This window comes from Limosilactobacillus sp. WILCCON 0051 (genome assembly GCF_039955095.1).
Taxonomy (GTDB): domain Bacteria; phylum Bacillota; class Bacilli; order Lactobacillales; family Lactobacillaceae; genus Limosilactobacillus; species Limosilactobacillus allomucosae.
Genome location: NZ_CP154878.1, coordinates 1,742,769 through 1,763,431 on the forward strand (window position 1 = coordinate 1,742,769; position 20,663 = coordinate 1,763,431).

The window sequence follows — 20,663 nt, forward strand, 5'->3', positions numbered from 1 at the left end:
GGCAATCCCTCCAATCATTGTTTTTGATCTGAACTGTTTTTTTGCTGATCAAGTTCAGCCAGCATTTGGTCAATCTTAGCAAGTTTTTCAGCAGACGGCTTTTTATTTTTGACTTTTTCCGGATGTTTTGCCCATTCCGGCAGTTCCTCGTTGATATTGCTGCGGCCGTTTGAGTAATAGCGGCGCTTGGGCTTTGATGAAGCCTGCCTATCATTGTCCTTTTTATGATTCTTGATTTCACGAATAGCGTCAGCTGCCGTCTTCACTCCCGCCTTGATCCAGGCATTGGCAATCCCATCTGCCAGACTGGCCTTTAAGGTGGTATTTTCTTTTTGGACGATTATATGATAGATCAGTATGTTGACAACCTCACCGGGCAGCTGCCCCTGCTCAACCAAGCGCGTCAAGGTGTTGCGCTCATTTGGCGAAACATAGCCAGAACCGCTTGACTGCTTGATTCCAGCCAGATAGTCATAAGGTGCGTACTGGCGTGCCGTCTGAATCAGGCTGCGCTCAACCTCGCCCAGGTCGGTTAGATCCTCAGCTGTCGCCGGAATTGCCGGGGCTGGATCGTCTGGTCTGCGCAGCGTGCCGGCATAATGGGCTGCAATGCCGCGTTTTAGAGCCTGAGGCTGCAGAATGCCGCTTCTAAAATCCGTCGCATCGTATACCAGGCTGGCCATGCTGCTCTCATCAATACTATAGAGAACGCTTTCTGAGATGATCAGTTTCCGCTGCTCCTTAACGCTTTGCAGATCAATACCACGATTTCTCAGCTGATCAAGCAGAAAGTTGAAGTCAAAGCTGTTAGACGGTAATTTTTGGATTGTCTGACTTTCAGGAACCGCCGTCGCTCTGGCATTATTTAAAATTGGCCGTTCCGCATCCCAGGCCGCACGATCAGGTCGAAAAACCTCAAAGTAGTCATGGGTCAGATTATGCATACGGCTGGTATCGAACTGATAGCGTCTTGAGCGGGCAACCAGCTCGTCAAACCGCTGCTCGCCAATCTGCTGGAGCAGCCGAACGCTCAAAAGATCATCATTAATGAATTCTTCAGGCGTCATCGTAGGCTGCAGAACGTAGACATAGACGCCGCCAATCTCATCTTGCTGATAAAAAGTCTGCAGCATTTCAACGCCCTCCAGACTATTACGGGCCTCAGCAAATTGAGCAACCCCCAGATTCAAGCGATCCAGCATGATGCTGTGGGCCTGGCGCTTGGTCAGCATTGGTTCGGGGACCAGCTGACTTTGCAAAGCATAAAAAAGCCCCAGCGCGGTGGGACTCAGCAATGGTTGGTAAAAATCAATAAAAGTCGCTTGGTCAAACCGTACAAAGTCTGACGCAGCGGCCACGATAAAGCCGGTTTGCGGCGTCAAGCGCCCTTGCACTTCAGCCATAACGACTCCTCCTTAATCAGTCTTGATGCTTTTGATGATTCTGGTTGATCATGGCCTCCAGCTCATTCATAAACGCATCGACGTCTTTAAACTGCCGATAGACGCTGGCAAAACGAATGTAGGAGATCTCATCAACGTCTTTGAGCGCATTCATAACGTATTCGCCAATCACTTGACTGGAAACCTCATTTTCCCCACGTGAGCGGACGCGTCTTTCAACCTCATTGGCGATGCTGGTAAGTTTTTCCATGCTGACGGGACGCTTTTCAGCCGAGCGGACCAACCCGTTTAAAACTTTTTGGCGATTGAATTCCTGCCGCGTGCCATCTTTTTTGATTACTAAAAGCGGCGTTTCCTCATAGCGCTCAAAAGTAGTAAAGCGAAAGCCACAGGTTGCACATTCGCGGCGGCGACGAATACAGGTGCCATCTTCACTGGGACGACTGTCAACCACGCGTGATCCGTTATGATGGCAGTGTGGACATTGCATACCGAATTCCTCCTGTCAATAGGTTATGCATTTATCTTATCACACTTGCGATCATTTTTGCTGACTTACTCGTTCAACCAGTCTTGCCACTTGAAGACGCGTTTGTGCAAGCGAGCCATTGTTGTCGATTATCACATCGGCACGCCGCATTTTTTCTTCTAAAGGCATCTGAGCATTGATTCTTTTCAAAGCAGCGGCTTTAGTACAATGATCTCGTTTCATCAACCGCTCAAGCTGCGTTTTGCGATCAACGACTGCCAAAACGGTCAGATCGCATTCCTGATCCAGCCCAGTTTCAAACAGCAACGGCACATCTAAAACCACCACGGGCAGCCCTTGTTTTTTAAAGCCGGCCAGCTGTTTATCGATTGCTGCCATAATCAGAGGATGCTCGATTTGATCCAGATCGCTGAGGCTTTTGGGATCATCAAAAACCACGCTGCCCAGCGCCGCGCGATCAAGCGTGCCATCAGGCTGAAGCACTTGGCTGCCAAAGCGGCTTATGATCTGTGCCAGGCCAAGACTGCCAGGCATAACGACTTGACGGGCTGTCTGATCGGCATCAATTACCGGCCAGCCGACTTCTTTAAAGATATTGCTGATGGTTGACTTACCGCTTGCAATCCCGCCCGTCAGACCGATTACCCTAGTCATTTCTGATCACCTGCCCAAGCCTGACAATGAGGACAAAAAGTCGTGCCACGCTGAGCTACCTTGATCTTAACCAGTTTATGTCCGCATCGTTCGCATTTCTCGCCGCCGCGACCATAAACTTCCAGCTGATTTTGAAAGGCGCCAGCTTCACCAAAGGCATTCATAAACGTATGCACGGTTGTCCCCTTGTATTTAGTCGCCTTGGCAATCTCTTTGATGATATTGTCATGCAGCGTCTGAATCTGCTCGTCGGTCAGCGTATTAGCCGGCTGTTCGGGATTAATGCGGCTCTGCCAAAGAACCTCGTCGCAATAAATATTACCCAGTCCGGCAACGTGATCCTGATTTAGTAAAAACGGCTTGATTTTACTGCGGCTCTTTTTCAGAATTCGTTTAAAATAGTCAACCTTAAAGTCTTTGGCAGTTGGTTCTGGTCCCATAGTCTTTAAGCCGCCGACCTGCATCTCTTCACCGGTTTTAACCAAGCGCATGCGGCCAAACTTGCGCGTGTCGCGATAGCAAAGCTCCGTACCATCCGTAAAATGGAAAACTACATGCGTATGCTTGTCGATTGGACCATCATTGAGCTGGCGATAATAGCTGCCTTCCATCCGCAAATGTGAAACCATGGTCAGATCATTGGTAAAGCGAAACAACAGATACTTGCCCCGCCGATCAATCCGTTCAATCGTCTGACCAATCAAGGCTTGCCGAAACTCATCGATGTCGTTTTCAATCGTTTTCCCATAGTAAATGTCAATCCCTTGAATCTTACGGCCCGCGGCAATATTCATCAACCCTCGGCGTACGGTCTCTACTTCTGGCATCTCTGGCATTTGATCGTCCTCGTTTCTTTTAGAATCATTATCGATTATAGTTGATTTTCAGTTTTCAACCAATTTTTTGCTCAAAACGCATTCCAAAGCAAAAGCCGCGGCTAGCCTTGACTGCCACGGCCTAAAGCTTTATTTATTTTTTCAGATCATACCAGGTGTCGCCATACTTGCTTTCAACCTTTAGCGGTACGTCCAGCTTGAAGGCCGAATCCATAACCTGCGGCACCAGTTTTTCCAAAGTTGGAATCTCGGCAGCTGGCGCCTCAAAGACCAGTTCGTCATGAATCTGTAAAAGCATCCGCGCTTTAAGATCATGAGCCCGCAGCATCTTGTCCATATTGATCATGGCAATCTTGATGATATCGGCCGCGCTGCCTTGAATTGGCGTGTTCATCGCGGTTCGTTCGGCAAATGAGCGCTTGGCAAAATTCTTGGAATGGATATCGTCCAAATAGCGCCGCCGATGCGTCAGTGTTTCGACATAGCCCTTTTCGTGAGCCGATTTGACGATTTCCGTAACGTATTTCTTGACGCCAGGAAATTCCTCAAAGTAGCTTTCGATAAATTCATGGGCCTGCTTGCGCGTAACGTGAATGCTTTGTGAAAGGCCATAGTCGCTAATGCCGTAAACGATCCCGAAATTGACCGCTTTGGCATGACGACGCATATCAGGCGTAACCTCTTCGCCCGGCAGCAGATGAAAAATGCGTCGTGCCGTACTTTCGTGAATGTCCTTGCCATCAATAAAATCCTGCTGCAGGTTCTTGTCGCCGGTAATATGAGCCAAAACCCGCAGCTCAATCTGTGAGTAGTCAGAAGAAAAAATCTTCCAGCCCGGCTCGCTTGGCACGAACGCTCGCCGAATCTGACGACCTTCTTCCAAGCGTACCGGAATATTCTGCAGGTTTGGATCAACTGAAGACAAGCGGCCGGTTGCCGTCAGCGTCTGCAGATAGCGGGTATGGATCTTTTGGTCGCTGCTGTGGATAACTTTCAGCAGTCCTTCGATATAAGTCGACTGCAGCTTGGCAATCTGCCGATACTCCAAGATATGACCAATAATCGGCGAATAACCCTGCAGCTTTTCTAAAACCGCAACGGCCGTGGAATAACCAGTACGCGTCTTTTTAATAACCGGCAGCTTCATCTTGTCAAACAGAATCTCGCCCAGCTGTTTGGTGGAGTTAATGTTAAACTCCTCACCCGCTTCTTGATAGATGATCTGCTCAATTTCGGCTAAGCGCTCCTTTAACTTGCTGCCCATCTCTTTAAGCGTCTGTGCGTTGACCTTGATGCCAGCAATCTCCATTTTAGCCAAGACATAGGTCAATGGCAGCTCGATGTCTTCATAAAGCGGCATCTGCTCATGTTCCTTAAGCTGGTCATAGATTGGGGCGCGCAGTTCGTGAATGGCCCGGGCTTTTTGCGCTAAATGAGTAAAGAAGACCTGGTCGTCAGTTGGAATTGCCCGTTTGACGCCTTTGCCATAAACCTCTTCATCGCTTTTGACGTCATAGTAGTCATGGGCGTGAGCCAGCTCGCCAAGATCATTGCTGTTATCGCTTGGATCAACCAGATAAGAAGCCAGCAGCAGATCAAACGCCACAAAATTCAGATCGATTCCCAAGCGGTGGAGGCCAACGATCTGTGCTTTGGCATTAAAAACGTCTTTTGTATATTGATCGCTGGTCAGAATCTTTTTGACTGGCGCGGTCTGCAGCAGACTTTCATCACGACTGACGAGCCATGTTTGACCATCACCAATTACAAAGCCGGCAAACGTTGAAAGATGATAGTTTTCATTCGGCATTTCCAGCTGAAAGGTTACGTGATGATCCAAATCTGCTAAAAGATCCAGATTGTCAGCCGTCAGTTCAGTATATGCGATTTCCTTTGTATCCGTGGCTTCTTCAGCACTTGGCGCAACGTTCATCTTGCTTAGAAATGACTTAAAGTTCATTTCTTGATAAAACTTGATCAGTTCTTCGGTCTGTACGCCTTGATACTTCAAATCATCCAGACCAATCGTCAGCGGAGCGTCACGCCGAATCGTGGCCAGATCCTTGCATTCACGGGCAATCTTTTCTTCATTGATCAGATTTTCTTTCCGCTTTGACTTGCGCATCTGATCAATATTTTCGTAAAGCCCATCCAGCGAGCCATATTCTTGAATCAGCTTCTGCGCGGTTTTTTCGCCGATGCCTGTAACCCCTGGATAATTGTCGGAACTGTCACCCATCAGCGCCTTCATATCGATAAACTGAGTTGGCGTCACGCCAAATTTTTCTTGAAAATGAGCCGGCGTGTACATTTCGGTCTGCGTCACGCCTTTAATCGTTACGGCAACCGTCGTCTTATCGGTTACCAGCTGCGTCAGATCCCGGTCGCCAGTTACGATCAAGGTTTCATCACCAGCCTGATCGCCGAGTCTGGCCAGGGTACCGATAATGTCGTCGGCTTCATAGTTGGCTAATTGATAGGTCTTGATTCCACAGGCATGCATCATCTCGTGCAGATATGGCAGCTGTTCAGTCAGCTCAGTCGGCGTTTTGGCCCGGCCGCCCTTGTAGTCAGCATACATTTCCGTACGAAAGGTCTGCTTGCCAGCATCAAACGCTACCAGGGCCTTATCCGGCTGATAGTTAGCCAGCACGTGATCCAGCATCAGTTTAAAGCCATAGATTGCCGCGGTATGAAGACCGTTTTGGTTGGTAAATTTGTCGATTTGATTATGCATTGCAAAAAAAGCCCGAAACGCAATGCTATTGCCATCAATCAACAACAGTTTTTCTGCCATTTAAACTACCTCGTCCTTTGTTTTCTTTCTTGATTGTAACAGACTTTCACCACTCCTGACATTTTTAGAAGCCAAATCTATCCTGATAAAAACTAAAGCTCCGCACCATTTAAGGATGTAGAGCCAATCTAAATTTTATTTAATTAGTTAGTCGCGACGATCGCTGCCCATGCCGAAAATCTGCAGCAGCTGGATGAACAGGTTGATAAAGTCCAGATACAGCTGCAAGGCTCCCATAATTGCCAGACCGGTAACTGAAACCTGATCTTGGTAGTTAAGGTAGATGTTTTTCATCTTTTGCGCATCGTAAGCCGTCAAAATTACGAAGATGATTACGGCAATGTAGGAAAAAATGTAGGTAATGGCTGGACTGTTTAAGAACATGTTGATCAAAGAGGCCAGAATCAAAGCGATCAAGGCTGCCGTAGCATGAGCCCCAAAGCGATCCAGCGAGCGTTTGGTAACCGTCCCATACAGTGCCATTACCACAAAGATCGTTGCCGATGAAACAAAGGCTGCCGTAATATCAGCGCCAGTATAGAAACCAGCCAGCAGTGCAAACTCGATCCCATACATAATCGATAGGACCATCAGCATGATAAAGCTGCCAGTTGGATTGCGCGTGGCACTAGCACTGATTCCCATTGACAGGGCAATTGGCAGCAGCAACAGCAGCCACATCATCCCCGTGTGCTGAGAAAAGTAGCCAAACACAGCAGCTCTAAAAGTCGTCATTACCAAAAACGAACTGATGGCCGAGACAAAAACCGACAGGCCGACAAAGCCGTACATCTTGGTCAAAAAGCCATTTAAGCCGGCTTCATTGACAACGCGTCTTCTTTGCTCGGGCTCTGGTGTAGAGTTGAACATAAACTCCCCTTCTTTCAATTGAATTAAGCAGTCAAACTAATTTGACCAATATTGTCTTTTATATAAAAAATGGTAGCAAATGCCACCATTTTCGACAAGTGATTTAATCATTTGCTAACAAACTCTTATACTTGTCCTCGTATTTTTCAATGTCGCCGGCTCCCATAAAGACAACAACGGCATCATGGTACGCCAAAAGCTTGTCCATGGAATCCATGTCAATGCCCTCGCTTTGCGGAATCAAGTCTTCCAGATCCTGGCTGGAGACATGACCGGCATTTTCACGAATCGAGCCAAAAATTGGCGTGACAAACGTCTTGTCAGCAGCGCTCAAAGACTGACCAAATTCTTTAAGGTAGGCCTGCAGGCGGCTGTAGGTATGCGGTTGGAAGACGGCCAGCACCTGTTTATCGGGATACTTTTGCCGTGCTGCATCAATCGTCGCCTTGATTTCGCTTGGATGATGAGCATAGTCATCGATCAGCGTCATATCGCCAACCCGACTTTCTGCAAAACGCCGCTTAACGCCGGAAAAGCTGGCCAGCCCTTTGGCAATATCAGTCAGGTCAACTTTTTCCATGTAGGCAACCGCAATTACGGCCAGGCTGTTCAAGACGCTGTGCTCACCATAAAGATGGATTTCAAACTCGCCCAGCTTCTCATCTTTAAACCAGGCTTCAAAAGTGGATCCTTGCGGCGTCCGTTGAATATTGACCGCACGGAAGTCGTCTTTTTCACTGGTACCGTAGTAATAGACTGGTACATCCAGCTGCAGCTTGCGCAGATTTTCATCATCACCCCAGGCAAAGACGGCTTTTTTGACTTGTTTGCCATACGTTTCAAACGAATCACGCACGTCATCAATATCCTTAAAGAAATCGGGATGATCAAAGTCAATATTGGTCATGATGGCGTAGTCTGGATGATAGGCCAAAAAGTGATCCCGGTATTCGTCAGCTTCAAAGACAAAGAACCGCGAGTCAGGCGTGCCAACACCTTCACCGTCTCCGATCAGATAGGTCGTTGGCGCAACTGAGCTCAAGACATGCGAAAGCAGCGCCGTCGTACTGGTCTTGCCATGGGCACCGGCAACGCCAATGCTGGTATACTGCTCAACTAATTCTTCAACCGTAGCGGGATAGCTTTGAACCTTGTCGCCCAGTTCCTTGGCCCGCACGATTTCTGGCTGGTCATCGCTAAAGGCATTTCCTTGCACGATCGTCATCCCCGGCTTGATGTTGGCTGGATCAAAATCGTGAATCTGAATGCCGGCTTGTTCCAATGGTGCCTGCGTGAAGGTTTCTTTTTCAATATCCGAGCCTTCAACATGGCAGCCGCGATCATGCAGCACCCGTGCCAAAGCAGCCATCCCGGTTCCCTTGATGCCTACAAAATAATAATTCTTTTCCATAATGCCGTTTTTCCTTTCCTTGCCGCCAACTAGGCAAACAGCTGATTGCCGCGTGCAAAGTCAAAAGCATCGCCAGCTTGACCAAAATCATCAGGCAGAATCAAGCAGCCAGGCTTTTGCGGAGCATTCTTCAAGTTCAGTTCACGAGCTGCACAGATCATCCCATTGCTTGGCACGCCAACCAAGGCACCTGGCCAGATAATCTGACCGCTTGGCATCATGGCGCCAACCTTGGCAACAACGACCTTAACGTGTTCGGCAATGTTAGGCGAGCCGCAGACAATCTGGACCTTCTGATCGCCCAAGTCAACTTGCGTAATGTGCAGATGATCCGATTTTGGATGCTTGGTCATGGATTCAACATAGCCGATAACAAACTTTGGCGTTTCATCAGCCGTTAATTTTTCATCAAAACCAGCTGCTTGAATCTTTTCATTCAGCTTTTCGACCTGATCCTTGCTTAAAAAGACCTGACCGTTTTGCTCCTTGAGTTCTGGCAATACCTCACTGGCTTTCAGAAAATTGTAGCCAAGCAGACTGCCATCCTGAGCACTGACGATCTGAACTACGCCTTGATTTTGCTTGACGTTTTGATCAGCGGCCTGACCAGTTACGACTACCAAAACATCACCCATCTCATTTGGGTTATAGCTTGAAATTAACATCAAAAATCCTTCCCTTGGCATCGCTTTGCAACGGTGCTAAAAATTCTTTTTCGCTTCGTCAAAAACTTTTGACAACCAGACTAAATTGTACCACACAACCCGCACTCATGACCCCAGTCCATCAAAAAATGGCGACTTGCCGGCCGCCATTTTTGCTTATTTTAAATTGCTCAAGAAATCCTCGACCTGCTGCTTGGTCTTGCGGTCCTTATTGACGAACCGGCCGATTTCTTGACCATCACGGTAGGCAATAAAGCTTGGAATGCCCATGACGTTTAGTTCGGTTGCCAAATCCAGATTTTCATCACGATCAACGGCATAAAACTTAAAATCGGCAAAATCTTTTTCGACTTCTGGCATGGCAGGCTTGATAAACTGGCAGTCAGGGCACCAGTCAGCAGTAAACATCAAGACGACCTGCCCTTTCAAATATTCCTGCAGCTGTTCAGCATTAACTTTAGGCAAAGCTTCCATCACAGAACACCATCCTTTTACTTATTTTATGTAAGTATAGTCTACTACAGGTTGAAAGACAATGCATAATGATCTGCCTTTGTGTTAAAATTGTTACATCCAATCTACTTTGGGTCAAAATATGGCATAGGCTAAACGAAAGAAGCGATTGAAATGAATGATTCAAATGGTTCACTTAGCCCATGGATGATCCCGCTTACCTTAGGTGCTTCCGGTATTGCGGGCTTCTTTGCCGGCAAGCTGGTGGGCAACCGACGGCGTTCCGCAAACACGATCTTAAAAATGATTACCAATGACTTTAAACGCGAAGGCACGGTTGAGGGCAGCTGGATTGATCATCAGCCGATTCCCTATCGTCAGTTTGCCGTACGGACTTTGGTATATCGCGGTGGCATCCGGCGCTTTGAAGACGATCAGCTGGTCAGCTACGAATTCTTGGCAGACGCCAGTACTGGTACGCTGCTGAAACTAAAGCGCATCGATAATTAAGCAATACAAAAGGCTGTTGGATTTCTCCAACAGCCTTTTTTTGCACCATCTATCTGAACATGATGCATGGCCGATTGTCATTCATAACTGCCGATTATGATTTAATTGGAATCTTTTGATGTAAATTGCACTATAAACTGCGGTCAAAGCAATCAATTTTTACTGAGATTGGAAACATCAATGGCGGAGTGGATGGGCATCGCATTGATGATCTAGATTTATCATTTGGCACGACAACCACTTACTCAGCCAAGCTGCACACTATCTTGACCAAATAATGACTTGTCGTATTGAAGCTTAACATTATTTAATGCGTTTATCGCTATTAATGGAGTCAGCATCTGCATCAGCGGTTGAATGGGGTCCCGCCGAAAACATCGTGCACTAAGCGATTTTTCGTGATGCAGCATACTTGATCTGACAAATTATCAACTATTTATCTTTGCTTTTCTAATGTACCCGGACATAATCAGCAGTCATCTTCGGGTTCCCCCCTGAATGACAATTAAAGTATAGCGGTTAAAAACGTTTTGCTCCTATCAAAATCTAACCCTCTTGAGCATGCAAAATTGATAGTTTCTCCATAAGGTTTTCTGCATAAGCAGTCGTACGCAGGCGATACAGACTGGTCCGCAAGCGTTCGATTCCTAAAAAAGGATTATCCAAGGTAATCAAGAAACGCTGGTTGTTTGAATTGGTATCGGCTAAAAGCTCCCAAAATTCATGGTCAGCCAAAATCATGCTTTGCGGTACTTGATTGATCTGCTTAAGCTGTTCGGCGCTAAAATAACTGCAGCTGCTGATCTGAAGGCGATTGCCAAATTCTTGACGCATCATTTGAGCCACCACTTCATAATCAGCCCGCGATTTGGTAAAGATATATAGCGGCGTGGCAGGAAGCTGTTCTTCAATCAATGGCAGCAGCTGTCGCGAAAAATACTTGATCTGATTATCATCAACCAGATCTGACCAATGATTTTGCCGGCACCACCTCATAACGATCATTTTCACCAGCTGATCAGTCAATCTCTGCGACTTGTTTTCCATTTGATAGTCCAGCTGACGTTCAATTACCAGATTCTGCAGACCACCCATAAAGTGCAGACCAAATCCATTAACCGTTTCTTTAAAGGCTGCCGTTTTGATCAGTGGTTCTCCCCATAGCTTGGCAAAAGCATCCGTCAGCTGCCGAATCTCAGGAAGCTGCTGCAGGATCTCGCGAAACGTTGCTCGCTGCAGGATCCAGGCATCATCACGAAACAGCTCGTTGGCAACCGTCAGATAGACCAGGTATAAATAGTCATGATCAAGCGGCGTCAGTTTAAATGACAATTGCGGCTGCAGATATTCATCAACCATGCGTTCCAATTGCTGATGCGCTTTTTCTTGACAGACCGCCCGCCAGAAATTATCGGTTGGCAATTCCAAAGACTGGTCATGCCGCAGCCAGGTCAAAGCGATTAGATGATCAAACATGGCAAAAGCTTGCGGCATCTTGTCCAACAGTGGTTTTACGCCAGGGTTGGCTGCAATGACGAATTTTTTTACGATCTGCTGACTGGCCGAACCGAAATCAACACAGTCAATGCCATAATGACAGCTTAATGCCGCAATCAAGTAGCGCTTGCGATATTCTTGACCGCAGATCTGACCACGCCGAATCGTCAAGCCAACCGTCTGCAAAAAATCCTTGCATTGCCGCTGCAGCCGGTAAAAAGTCGGCTCAGAAAAGTAGTGCTCCTGACAAAACGTCGTCACCGAGCGTCCCCGGTGATTAAGCAGATAGGCCATCACCTGCAGCACCTCGGACTTTTGATAGAGCTGTTTTTTTAATTCAAACAGCTGACCCGGACTGGTTAAAGAAAGCGAGACAACCGCATCACTGATCTGAATACGTGCTTGCGGCTGCAGTTCTTGATTTAAGGTATTCAGTTCTTTTCTAAGCCGGGCCTCGGGAATTCTGGTCAGTTCTGCCAGACGATGCAGCGTTAACCCTGAACGATCAAACAGCAAGGTCAGCAGATGAACGCTCACTGCTACGTCATCTTCCAAAAAACGTTCCAGCATCAGTTGACACCTTTTTCATGCAGTTTCTTAACCAAGCCGGCAGCACTGCCCTGATCGATTACCAAGACGTTGGCATAACCGGCTTTCAGTGCTCCCGCGGCGGCCTGCGTCTTAGCAGGATTAGCAATTACCAAAACGCGCTGCGGGATTTTTTTCAGCTGTTCCAGATCAATGCCGATCGTCCGCTGATTGATCTGTGGTGCCACAATGCTGCCGTTTTGATCGATAAAACGCGAAAAAACGTCACCAACTGCATGCTGCTGCAGATACTCCTGCTCGGCTTGACTGAAGTACCCTAAATGAAACAGCAATGCCGAATCCCGTACCGTCCCGACCGTAAAGACCGCGATATCGGCTTGCCGACCAAGATCCATGATGTATTTGATATGCGTATCCTGCTCAACCAGCTCCTTAGTTTCTTGGTGATCAAAAATAACCGGCAGCGGCAGATACTGTGGCAGCGTGTGAAAAGCACTGGCAAAAGCATTGACGCTTTCAAAGGCATAGTTTTTCTGCTTGGTATTGGCAACGCTGCCCTTTAACTGAACCACCGTGACCCCATGCACGTCTTCAGGCGATAGATGCTGGGCAATGGCATGGATCGTTTTTCCCCAGGCCAGCCCAATCGTATCGTCATCCTTAACGATTGTCTCGATGTATTCGGCAGCAGCCGCGCCAACCAGTTCCAACAGCTCGCCGCTGGCCGTCATCTCTGAAGGCACGACAATGACCCGTTCTAAATGATAATAATCCTTTAGCTCCGCGGCCAGCTGCTGAGTCGAAACCAGCGGATTGCTGATCTTGATCTGGACAATCCCGCTTTCCCGCGCATATTGCAGTAATCTTGACACCGTGGGCCGTGAAAGATTCAACTCGGCTGCGATCCTGCTCTGGCGCCAGTCATTTTGATAATAAAGCTGCGCGACTTTAACGCTTAAAGCCCGCTTATCAGTTTCATCAATCATTATTCCCATCCACCTTCTGATTTTGTGCTGTTTATATCAATTTTACTAAAGAAAAGACGGCCCGTCAGTAACGGACCGTCTTTTTCAGTAATCGATCGTATATCAATCAGTTTGAGCAATTGCCGTTTCCAAACTGATTTTGATCATATCGTTAAAGGTCTTTTCCCGTTCAGCAGCCGTTGTCTTTTCTTGACTGCCAAACAACAGATCACTGACCGTCAAAACCGAGAGTGCTCTAAAATGCAGTTTGGCTGCCAGCAGATAGAGCCCTGCCGATTCCATTTCTGTACCGATCACGCCATAATCGGCCAGCTTCTTCATATCAATATCATCATTATAGAAGCGGTCAGCAGCAAAAATATCGCCAACCTTAGGCTCAATTCCCATATTCTTAGCCACGTGGTAAGCCGTGTCAAGCAGCTTGAAATCAGCCAATGGAGCAAAGTGAACGCCAGCCGCAAACGAGTTGGCAACGACTGCCGAATCAGTTGACGAACCCGAAGCCAGGCAGACATCCCGCAGCTTGACGCCAGGAGCCATGCCGCCGCATGAGCCAACCCGAATAATCGTCTTGACACCGTAAAAACGTACCAGTTCATTGATATAGATCGACATGGAAGGAATTCCCATCCCCGATCCTTGAACCGAGATGCGATGGCCCTTGTACTCGCCTGTATAGCCAAACGCATTGCGCACGCTGTTGACCTGCTTAACGTTGGTTAGAAAGTTTTCAGCAATATATTTAGCCCGCAGCGGATCCCCTGGCAGCAGAACCGTTTCAGCGTAATCACCGTTTTGTGCTTCAATATGTGGCGTACTCATTGGAATTCCTCCTTATATTTTATCAATAATTCCTATTCAATCGTCTCGTGAATCAAAGTTGGCTGCTGAGCTGATTCTTCAATGGCAACGGCTTGATCCAGCAGTTCTTTGACGTCATCGATATCTTCGCGGTTGCTCCAGATCGTCATGATTGATTCGCCTTTTTGAACCGAATCGCCAATCTTTTTATGCAGCTCGATCCCAACCGCGTAGTCCAGCTGATCATCGGCTTTTTGACGACCGCCGCCCATCAGCATGCTGGCCATTCCAATCTCATCTGCTGTCAGCTTGGCAATTACACCATCTTTTTGAGCGGGATATTCAATTTGATACTTGGCATGCGGCATCAGCGAGTAGTCGTCAACCACGTTTGGATCACCATGCTGAGCCTTGATCATTGCCTTAAAGCGAGCCAGTGCCGAACCATCAGCAATCGTCTGTTCCAATTTGGCACGGGCTTCTGCCAGACTGGCCGCCTGCTGCCCCATCACGACCATGCGGCTGCCCAATTCCAAGACCAGCTCCAGCAGATCTTTTGGCCCGTTGCCCTTTAAAAGATCCAGCGTTTCTTCAATTTCCAGCGTGTTGCCGATTTTGGATCCTAAAGGCTGATTCATATCCGAGATTACAGCTTCGCACTTCAATCCGGCCTGCTTGCCGATTGCTACCAATGCCTTAGCCAGTTTCACAGCGGAGTCTTCAGTCTTCATAAAGGCCCCGGCACCGGTCTTAACGTCAATCACCAAAGCATCGGTTCCAGAAGCCAGCTTTTTGCTCATAATCGAACTGGCAATCAACGGAATGGAATCAACCGTATCGGTAACGTCGCGCAGAGCATAGATCTTTTTATCAGCTGGGGCGACGTCACGCGTTGCGCCGACGATTGCCAGCTTTTCTTCGGCAACCTGCTTGATGAAATCCTGCTCGCTTAATTCAACTTGAAAACCCGGAATGGCCTCCAGCTTGTCCAGCGTTCCCCCAGTGTGACCAAGCCCGCGTCCCGAAATCATTGGCACCGGAATTCCCAGCGCGGCGACCATTGCTGCCAGTGGCAGACTTGTTTTATCCCCCACGCCGCCAGTCGAATGCTTGTCGACCTTGATGCCAGGAATCTCTGATAAATCGAGGCGCTCGCCGGAATGCATCATCTTCATCGTCAGCTGTGTCTGCTCACGATCCGTCATTCCTTGAAAATAGATGGCCATCAGCAAAGCACTGATCTGGTAATCAGGCAGCGAGCCATCGACTACGCCATCAACAAAGAACTGCAGCTGTTCATCGCTCAAAACGCCGCCATTGCGCTTTTGGTCAATTACATCCACCATTCGCATGATGAATCCCCCTTTAATAATTAGCTAGTTTTCAATCGCTGATAAAAAGCTCGTGCCAACCTGATTGCCGGTAACGCCAAAGTTTTCCATGATCGTTGCGCCCAAATCGGCAAACGTATCACGTGTTCCCAGCGATTGGCCTGGGTGTTTCATTGACGGCGAATAGGCCAGCAGCGGCGTTACTTCTCTGGTATGGTCGGTGCCGCGGAAGCAAGGATCATTGCCATGGTCTGCCGTGATCAAAAGCAGATCATCTTCTCGCATGTTTTCAAGCACCGTTCCCAAGCGTTGGTCAAAGTCCATCAAAGCCTTGCCAAAGCCCTCTGGATTGCGCCGGTGACCATACATGGCATCAAAGTCGACCAGATTGACAAAGCAGAAGCCATGAAAATCTTCTTTCATTACATGGTCAACGTGATCCATGCCATCCATATTGCTTTCGTTGTGATAGCCTTCCGTAATGCCATGACCAGAGAAAATGTCGTTGATCTTGCCAATTCCAATGACGTCCAGACCGGCTGCCTTCAAATGATCCAGATCAGTCTCACCGGTTGGCTCCAAGCTGAAGTCATGCCGGTTAGCCGTTCTGACAAAATGATCCTTATCTGGGCCAACGTATGGTCGTGCAATAATCCGGCCAACCGTATATTCAGGACCATTGACCAGTGTCCGTGCATAACGGCAGATGCGGTAGAGCTCTTCAACCGGAATAACGTCTTCATGTGCCGCAATCTGCAGCACCGAGTCGCCCGAGGTGTAGACGATCAAATCACCGGTTTTCATCTGCTGCTCGCCGTAGTCATGAATAACCTCCGTCCCAGAATATGGCTTATTGACGATTACCCTGCGACCAGAAAAAGCTTCCAGTTTTTGAATGATGCTGTCAGGAAAACCGTTTGGGAACGTTGACAATGGCTTTTTAACCGGCAGCTCCATCATTTCCCAGTGACCATCCATGCTGTCCTTACCGGCTGAAACCTCGGCCATTTTGCCAAAGCAGCCCATTGCCGGATCAGCTGCTGGCACGCCTTGAATTGGATCAGCTGGCCGAATGTTGCTTAGCCCCAGTTTAGCCAGGTTGGGCAATGCCAGCTTGCCTTGATACCATTTACCGATGTGGCCTAAGGTATCTGCACCGTCATCACCGAACTTAAGCGCGTCGGGTGCCTCGCCAATACCTACAGAATCCAAAACAATGCCAATTACTCGTTGATACGTCATAATCTTTCCTCCCCTGAATCGATATTAAGCGACGTCTCAAATCATTGATTATTGCCGAGCAGCTTCTTCCAAAATCTGGACTGAAGCAGAAACGCCCAGCCGGTTGGCACCTGCCTCAATCATTGCGTAGGCCTCATCCAGATGGTGAATACCACCAGAAGCCTTGATCTTAAAGTCCGGACCAACTGCCTGACGCATCAACGCAACATCTTGCGCCTTAGCACCAGCAGTTGAAAAGCCAGTTGAAGTTTTAACAAAATCAGCTCCGCCAGCTACCGTCAGCTTGGAGGCAATCGTTTTTTCCTCATCAGTCAACAGGCAGGTTTCAATGATTACCTTCAAAAGCTTGTGATGAGCATGAACGGCTTGGGCAACCTCGCGAATGTCCTGCTCAACGATATCTTGGTGACCAGATTTCAATTCGCCAATGTTGATGACCATGTCGACTTCATCAGCACCGTTTTCGATGGCATCAACTGCTTCGGCAACCTTGATCTTAGTCGTAGAAGCCCCCAGCGGGAAGCCAATAACCGTGCAGGTGTTGACATCCGTATCCTTCAAGCGATCAGCAGTATGCTTGACCCAGTATGGATTGATGCAGACTGAAGCCGTGTTGTATTTGATGGCTTCGTCAATGCATTGGTCGATCATTGCTTGAGTGGCGTCTGGCTTGAGCATCGTGTGGTCCATGTATTTGGCTAGTTGTGCTACTGTAAGTTTCATTTTTGTAACCCCTTTCATTAGTGAACGCTTTTACTATACCACGTTTTGAAATAAATTCCATACTTTTATAGAAATTATTTTCCGAAATTATATGAACGATTTTTTAAAAGCAATTAAAAACGGCTCTGCCATGGGAGTTCTCCCGTGACAAAGCCGCTTAAAACATAATCTTCTTTGATTGGCATCCAACGCTTTCTACAGTTGATAAAAATTCAGCCACATCTTTTATTCAATAAATTCTGCATAATGATATATGATAAAACCATCATTACCTACTTTCCGCCAAAAATCGATGCATAGTAGGTAAAAATTAATGTATATCGAGTTAGGTTATCCTAACATTACCTACAATTTGATAAAAATCGCTCAGCAGTAGGTAATTCACAAAGTCGGTCTGACCCAATCATCACTAAAATATGCACTTTTACCTACGATTCGAGAAAATGACGCCTTCAGTAGGTAAAACTAATCAAATCGAATATGCAATTACCTACTTAAGCTCCAAAATCATCGTAAAGTAGGTAATTACAAGCTTCTAACCGGGCAAAGACAGATTCGCTTCACAAATGCGAGCATAAACGTCTTGCAAAAAAGGTATTGATAGTCTGCCAAAATAAATACTGATCCCTCAAACGATTGGTATCGCTAAAGAATGGCAGTTTGACTGTTAACCATTTTAACGATTTTAAACCTGCCAGGCAGCTCCGTTTAATGACCAAACCAAAAATCCGGCAGTGATGTTGAATCAATGCCAGACTGTACTGTTTCAATATTAAGCAAAGTGAGCCTTCAGTTTGTAGATTGGCTGCCCTTTTGCCGCAAATTTTTGTTCATATTCCGTTTCAACGTTATTTTCATTTTCATCGCTGTGATGCAGATCCAGCCAAACACCATCATACTGCATGCCATAATTATTCATGCTGACCAGTGAAAACTCAAAAAAGCCCATGTTGTCAGTCTTTAACTCAATCGTTCCCTTTGGCACCAAAACCTTTTCATAATTTGCCAAAAAGGTCTTGTAGGTTAATCGACGCTTGGCATGTCGCGATTTAGGCCATGGATCGGAAAAGTTCAAAAACAGCCGATCGATCTCGCCATCCGCAAAAAACTCATCCAAACCCGCTCCATTGGCACAGATAAACTGCAGGTTCGGCAGCTCTTCATCTTCCAGCGACTTTTTCAAGGCAATCCCAGCCACGGTGGAAACCACGTCTAAACCGATAAAATTAACTTCCGGATGTGCCTTGGCCATGCCGATTGCAAACTGACCCTTGCCCATGCCGACTTCAAGCCAGATTGGCTGCTCTTTGGCAAAACGGCTCTGCCACTTGCCCTTAAACTGAGCCGGATCAGTGGTGATTTTTTCAGGATGGGCCTCAATCAGTGGTTCTGCCCATTTTTTGTGTTTTACTCGCATTGGTTATCCTCACTTTTGCATTTTCTTTTTGAAATAAAAATTAATCAGCCAGTACAGCTCCAGACCGCCTAGAATCAGACAGCTCAATAGACTCATCCAGTCAAGTTCAGTACCAAGACTGGCCAAGATCAGCAGCAGACTCAAGCTGATCATGACCTTTTTTAAAAGCGCCTGGAAATCAGTCAGCTGCGTGGCTTGCTCAATCGGGTAGAGATGAGTAAAGACATTGTTTTGATAATGCTGTGCAAATGGCATCAGCTGCATGGCAATCAAATAAATAAACAGCAGTGCCAGTAAGCAGCGCAGCCAGCCCAATGGCACGAAGAATACGATCAGCATCCCGACAATCGTCAATCTGCCTACCAGGCCGCTGGTTTCCGTATCCCGCAAAAAGCCGCGTGCATATAGGTAAGACCAGGCATGATCAGGAATCGTCAGCCAGCGAATCAAGCCATTGGCCCAAGTCCGACGCTTGATCCCGCCTTTGACGCTGGGCACGTCGGTAAACAGATTAAAGAAACGATAGACGTCATACATTCGCTTCTGCTCGGTATCAACGGCCGCTCGCCAGTCCAGATCCTGCTTTTGCAACCCAATCTTAATGACCAGATAGCTCAGCACCGCGCCCACGCAGCCCCAGACCGGCGCAGTCAGCCAGCCAAGCATACCGATTAAAAGCGGTGCGATCCATTGTCCCAGCCGCAGTTGCTTGGCATGCCGCGACCATTGCAGACTCAACTGGGCTTTGGCCAACTCCATCCAGGAAAGCTTAGCAACAAAGCCTGCCAAGAGCAATTCCAAAATAGCTGGCGCGGTCAGCTTGATGTCAATCAAGGCTAAAGGCAGCGCGATAATCAAAAGCCCCAGCGACATCAGCTCGCCCAGTATTAGACTGTATGAAAACGCCTGATTGAGGTATTTCTTGATGCCATCAGACTGAGGCAGCAAAAATACGGGATCGGCTGGTTTCAGCAAAGTAGCAAAGCGGCCGACCTGCATTACCAAAACGAACCATAAAATCAAAAGCCAGCGAATCCACCATGCGCCAGGGCTGAGCGTCTTGAGCCATTGAGCATAGGTATAGGCCAGTGCGCCAATCATAAAGAACAGCGCAATCGTGAATTGATCATTAAATACCAGCCGCCAATACTTCATCAGCCGCAGCAGATGGGCTTGCCGCCGTTTCTTAAAAAGACTATTCATCGCTCTCATCCCTTGCCAGGCGCAGATAAATGTCATCCAGCGTTTCTCCGGCGCCAGCGGCTTTTTGTTGCAGCTCCTTTAGCGTACCATGCGCCTTTACCTGACCATGCGCCAGCAGAATAAAGCGATCACAGTAGCGCTGCGCCGTGTCCAAAACGTGCGTCGACATCAAGATACCTGCTCCCTGTGCCTTTTTTTCCTCAATCAGATTCAACAGATCATGAACTGCCAGTGGATCCAGACCATAAAACGGCTCATCGACAATGAACAGCTTGGCGTCCGTCATAAAAGCACTGACGATCATGACTTTTTGCTTCATCCCCTTGGAAAAGTTGGCCGGAAACCAGTCCAGCTTATTGTCCAAGCGAAAGATTTTCAGCAGCTGATGGGCTTTTTGCCAAGTCAGATCTCGATCCAGGCCATATGCCAGCATCGTCAGTTCCAAATGCTCTTTTAGCGTCAGCTCATCATACAGGATCGGCGTTTCCGGCACATAGGCGATTTGACGCTTATAAGCCGCGGCGTTTTCCTGCAGATTTTGACCATTTAAAACAATTGATCCAGAAAACGGCCGCAGCAAGCCGATAACATGATTGATCGTCGTTGACTTGCCGGCCCCGTTTAAACCGATCAGACCGACCAGTTCGCCTGGCTGCACGTTAAAAGAAACGTCTTTTAAAACCGGCAGCTGAGAATAGCCACCCGTTAAATGTTCAACTTCCAGCGCCATTGTCATCCCTTCTTTGTCTTTCTTGCTTGCCTAACCGAGTAATTATACCATATTGATTATAATCGACTAAGGGTGCAGTTTTTGGAAAATTCGTT

The 20,663-nt window shown here is 47.5% G+C and carries 19 protein-coding genes; 1 reads left to right on the forward strand and 18 read right to left on the reverse strand.

The genetic code is table 11. From position 1 onward, the window contains the following. Window positions 1-14: 14 nt before the first annotated feature. From ABC765_RS08000 to ABC765_RS08040, 9 genes are all read right to left on the reverse strand, one after another. On the reverse strand, window positions 15-1,403 hold the full coding sequence (locus ABC765_RS08000; RefSeq protein ID WP_347980150.1) for a DnaD domain protein: 1,389 nt from the start codon (window positions 1,401-1,403) through the stop codon (window positions 15-17). Window positions 1,404-1,419: 16 nt separating this feature from the next. Next, on the reverse strand, window positions 1,420-1,893 hold the full coding sequence (gene nrdR / locus ABC765_RS08005; RefSeq protein WP_270627827.1) for a transcriptional regulator NrdR: 474 nt from the start codon (window positions 1,891-1,893) through the stop codon (window positions 1,420-1,422). A gap of 51 nt (window positions 1,894-1,944) precedes the next feature. Beyond that, entirely contained in the window at window positions 1,945-2,547 is a 603-nt protein-coding gene (coaE, locus tag ABC765_RS08010; RefSeq protein ID WP_347980151.1) for a dephospho-CoA kinase, read from the reverse strand. After that, window positions 2,544-3,383 carry a DNA-formamidopyrimidine glycosylase gene (mutM, locus tag ABC765_RS08015; protein WP_347980152.1) on the reverse strand — a complete coding sequence of 280 codons (840 nt, stop codon included), beginning with the start codon at window positions 3,381-3,383 and terminating at the stop codon, window positions 2,544-2,546. The genes coaE and mutM overlap by 4 nt, the downstream gene beginning before the upstream one ends. Window positions 3,384-3,516: 133 nt before the next feature. Further along, the gene (gene polA / locus ABC765_RS08020) at window positions 3,517-6,180 is read right to left on the reverse strand and encodes a DNA polymerase I (RefSeq protein WP_347980153.1); all 2,664 of its coding nucleotides are present in this window, start codon (window positions 6,178-6,180) and stop codon (window positions 3,517-3,519) included. Window positions 6,181-6,327: 147 nt separating this feature from the next. After that, complete coding sequence (locus ABC765_RS08025) at window positions 6,328-7,050, reverse strand: Bax inhibitor-1/YccA family protein (RefSeq protein ID WP_347980154.1); 723 nt, start codon at window positions 7,048-7,050, stop codon at window positions 6,328-6,330. 103 nt (window positions 7,051-7,153) lie between these two features. Beyond that, window positions 7,154-8,464 carry a UDP-N-acetylmuramate--L-alanine ligase gene (murC, locus tag ABC765_RS08030; protein WP_347980940.1) on the reverse strand — a complete coding sequence of 437 codons (1,311 nt, stop codon included), beginning with the start codon at window positions 8,462-8,464 and terminating at the stop codon, window positions 7,154-7,156. 26 nt (window positions 8,465-8,490) lie between these two features. Then, on the reverse strand, window positions 8,491-9,126 hold the full coding sequence (gene ytpR, locus ABC765_RS08035) for a YtpR family tRNA-binding protein (protein WP_347953594.1): 636 nt from the start codon (window positions 9,124-9,126) through the stop codon (window positions 8,491-8,493). Between the two features lie 156 nt (window positions 9,127-9,282). Next, window positions 9,283-9,600, reverse strand: a complete 318-nt coding sequence (locus tag ABC765_RS08040; RefSeq protein ID WP_347954010.1) for a thioredoxin family protein — start codon at window positions 9,598-9,600, stop codon at window positions 9,283-9,285. Between the two features lie 153 nt (window positions 9,601-9,753). Here ABC765_RS08040 and ABC765_RS08045 point away from each other — a divergent pair, with 153 nt between their 5' ends. After that, window positions 9,754-10,089 (forward strand): hypothetical protein, encoded by a 336-nt coding sequence (locus ABC765_RS08045; RefSeq protein WP_033935312.1) that lies wholly within the window; start codon window positions 9,754-9,756, stop codon window positions 10,087-10,089. Window positions 10,090-10,635: 546 nt separating this feature from the next. Here ABC765_RS08045 and ABC765_RS08050 read toward each other — a convergent pair. The 9 genes from ABC765_RS08050 to ABC765_RS08090 form a co-directional block, all read right to left on the reverse strand. Further along, window positions 10,636-12,156, reverse strand: coding sequence for a helix-turn-helix domain-containing protein (locus tag ABC765_RS08050; protein ID WP_347980155.1), 1,521 nt, complete (start codon window positions 12,154-12,156; stop codon window positions 10,636-10,638). Further along, complete coding sequence (locus ABC765_RS08055) at window positions 12,156-13,121, reverse strand: sugar-binding transcriptional regulator (RefSeq protein ID WP_376751407.1); 966 nt, start codon at window positions 13,119-13,121, stop codon at window positions 12,156-12,158. The genes ABC765_RS08050 and ABC765_RS08055 overlap by 1 nt, the downstream gene beginning before the upstream one ends. Before the next feature lie 102 nt (window positions 13,122-13,223). Beyond that, window positions 13,224-13,943 (reverse strand): purine-nucleoside phosphorylase, encoded by a 720-nt coding sequence (gene deoD / locus ABC765_RS08060; protein WP_347980156.1) that lies wholly within the window; start codon window positions 13,941-13,943, stop codon window positions 13,224-13,226. A 32-nt stretch (window positions 13,944-13,975) separates the two neighbouring features. Then, window positions 13,976-15,274 carry a pyrimidine-nucleoside phosphorylase gene (locus tag ABC765_RS08065; RefSeq protein WP_347980157.1) on the reverse strand — a complete coding sequence of 433 codons (1,299 nt, stop codon included), beginning with the start codon at window positions 15,272-15,274 and terminating at the stop codon, window positions 13,976-13,978. A 24-nt stretch (window positions 15,275-15,298) separates the two neighbouring features. After that, window positions 15,299-16,495, reverse strand: a complete 1,197-nt coding sequence (locus ABC765_RS08070; protein ID WP_347980158.1) for a phosphopentomutase — start codon at window positions 16,493-16,495, stop codon at window positions 15,299-15,301. A 48-nt stretch (window positions 16,496-16,543) separates the two neighbouring features. Continuing rightward, entirely contained in the window at window positions 16,544-17,218 is a 675-nt protein-coding gene (deoC, locus tag ABC765_RS08075; protein WP_347980159.1) for a deoxyribose-phosphate aldolase, read from the reverse strand. Between the two features lie 772 nt (window positions 17,219-17,990). Next, window positions 17,991-18,635 carry a tRNA (guanosine(46)-N7)-methyltransferase TrmB gene (trmB, locus tag ABC765_RS08080; RefSeq protein WP_006500083.1) on the reverse strand — a complete coding sequence of 215 codons (645 nt, stop codon included), beginning with the start codon at window positions 18,633-18,635 and terminating at the stop codon, window positions 17,991-17,993. Window positions 18,636-18,644: 9 nt separating this feature from the next. Next, window positions 18,645-19,838 (reverse strand): ABC transporter permease, encoded by a 1,194-nt coding sequence (locus tag ABC765_RS08085; RefSeq protein ID WP_347980160.1) that lies wholly within the window; start codon window positions 19,836-19,838, stop codon window positions 18,645-18,647. Further along, complete coding sequence (locus tag ABC765_RS08090; RefSeq protein WP_347953602.1) at window positions 19,831-20,568, reverse strand: ABC transporter ATP-binding protein; 738 nt, start codon at window positions 20,566-20,568, stop codon at window positions 19,831-19,833. The genes ABC765_RS08085 and ABC765_RS08090 overlap by 8 nt, the downstream gene beginning before the upstream one ends. Window positions 20,569-20,663: the final 95 nt, after the last annotated feature.

What these genes read in the sequence shown, in the direction of transcription:
- ABC765_RS08045 (WP_033935312.1), top strand. Translation starts at nt 9,754, where the DNA reads ATGAATGATTCAAATGGTTCACTTAGCCCATGGATGATCCCGCTTACC.
- ABC765_RS08050 (WP_347980155.1), bottom strand. Translation starts at nt 12,156, where the DNA reads ATGCTGGAACGTTTTTTGGAAGATGACGTAGCAGTGAGCGTTCATCTG.
- ytpR (WP_347953594.1), bottom strand. Translation starts at nt 9,126, where the DNA reads ATGTTAATTTCAAGCTATAACCCAAATGAGATGGGTGATGTTTTGGTA.
- ABC765_RS08025 (WP_347980154.1), bottom strand. Translation starts at nt 7,050, where the DNA reads ATGTTCAACTCTACACCAGAGCCCGAGCAAAGAAGACGCGTTGTCAAT.
- ABC765_RS08085 (WP_347980160.1), bottom strand. Translation starts at nt 19,838, where the DNA reads ATGAATAGTCTTTTTAAGAAACGGCGGCAAGCCCATCTGCTGCGGCTG.
- deoD (WP_347980156.1), bottom strand. Translation starts at nt 13,943, where the DNA reads ATGAGTACGCCACATATTGAAGCACAAAACGGTGATTACGCTGAAACG.
- ABC765_RS08065 (WP_347980157.1), bottom strand. Translation starts at nt 15,274, where the DNA reads ATGCGAATGGTGGATGTAATTGACCAAAAGCGCAATGGCGGCGTTTTG.
- ABC765_RS08070 (WP_347980158.1), bottom strand. Translation starts at nt 16,495, where the DNA reads ATGACGTATCAACGAGTAATTGGCATTGTTTTGGATTCTGTAGGTATT.
- ABC765_RS08090 (WP_347953602.1), bottom strand. Translation starts at nt 20,568, where the DNA reads ATGGCGCTGGAAGTTGAACATTTAACGGGTGGCTATTCTCAGCTGCCG.
- ABC765_RS08040 (WP_347954010.1), bottom strand. Translation starts at nt 9,600, where the DNA reads ATGGAAGCTTTGCCTAAAGTTAATGCTGAACAGCTGCAGGAATATTTG.
- ABC765_RS08000 (WP_347980150.1), bottom strand. Translation starts at nt 1,403, where the DNA reads ATGGCTGAAGTGCAAGGGCGCTTGACGCCGCAAACCGGCTTTATCGTG.
- polA (WP_347980153.1), bottom strand. Translation starts at nt 6,180, where the DNA reads ATGGCAGAAAAACTGTTGTTGATTGATGGCAATAGCATTGCGTTTCGG.
- deoC (WP_347980159.1), bottom strand. Translation starts at nt 17,218, where the DNA reads ATGAAACTTACAGTAGCACAACTAGCCAAATACATGGACCACACGATG.
- mutM (WP_347980152.1), bottom strand. Translation starts at nt 3,383, where the DNA reads ATGCCAGAGATGCCAGAAGTAGAGACCGTACGCCGAGGGTTGATGAAT.
- ABC765_RS08055 (WP_376751407.1), bottom strand. Translation starts at nt 13,121, where the DNA reads ATGATTGATGAAACTGATAAGCGGGCTTTAAGCGTTAAAGTCGCGCAG.
- nrdR (WP_270627827.1), bottom strand. Translation starts at nt 1,893, where the DNA reads ATGCAATGTCCACACTGCCATCATAACGGATCACGCGTGGTTGACAGT.
- trmB (WP_006500083.1), bottom strand. Translation starts at nt 18,635, where the DNA reads ATGCGAGTAAAACACAAAAAATGGGCAGAACCACTGATTGAGGCCCAT.
- coaE (WP_347980151.1), bottom strand. Translation starts at nt 2,547, where the DNA reads ATGACTAGGGTAATCGGTCTGACGGGCGGGATTGCAAGCGGTAAGTCA.